Genomic DNA, 525 nt, shown 5'->3' with positions numbered 1-525 from the left:
TGTTGTCCGGCAAATTAAATGATGCCCTATCCGGCAGATTATTTTGTGCTGATTTTAGAACCTTGCAAATGTGTCAGTCACTTTAAAGATGATTGTTTCTGCGAATTGTTTTCCTGACAGAAAAACCCCCGCAAATTAATTGCGGGAGTCTTCTCAGCCAAGGGTGCTGTCATTGATAGCCTGCATCACGATGTCGGCTGTGATTCGGTTGGCCGCCTGGCTATGTCCGATTACAAGTGAAGCATTGCAGAGCTTGCTGATTACACGGGCTGTACCGTCGGAAGCATTCAGGATCGCTTCCATGGCCGCGTCATCAAAAACAGGATCTGTACAGCCTGCCTTTTTCAGTTTCCATTCAATGTAAGCACGTCCTTCTTCTTTTGAGTAGCCGTCAACGTTATAGTTCATGATGATACGCTGACGGAGCGGTTCATGGATGGAAAGCTGGAGCGTATTGTTCAGCTGTGGAAGACCGACCAGAAGAATTACAGCCCGATCCCGGGAGTCCATCTCAAAGTTGAACAG

1 pseudogene is annotated in these 525 nt (G+C 47.2%); it reads right to left on the bottom strand.

From position 1 onward, the window contains the following. Positions 1–153: 153 nt before the first annotated feature. A pseudogene (locus ACTNEW_RS16355) lies at positions 154–525 on the bottom strand (ExeA family protein); the annotation flags it as partial.

It is taken from the genome of Blautia sp. HCP3S3_G3 (assembly GCF_052063365.1).
Lineage (GTDB): Bacteria > Bacillota > Clostridia > Lachnospirales > Lachnospiraceae > Blautia_A.
Note: the sequence above shows the minus strand (reverse complement) of the source record. Positions and strands in the feature narration are given on the sequence as shown.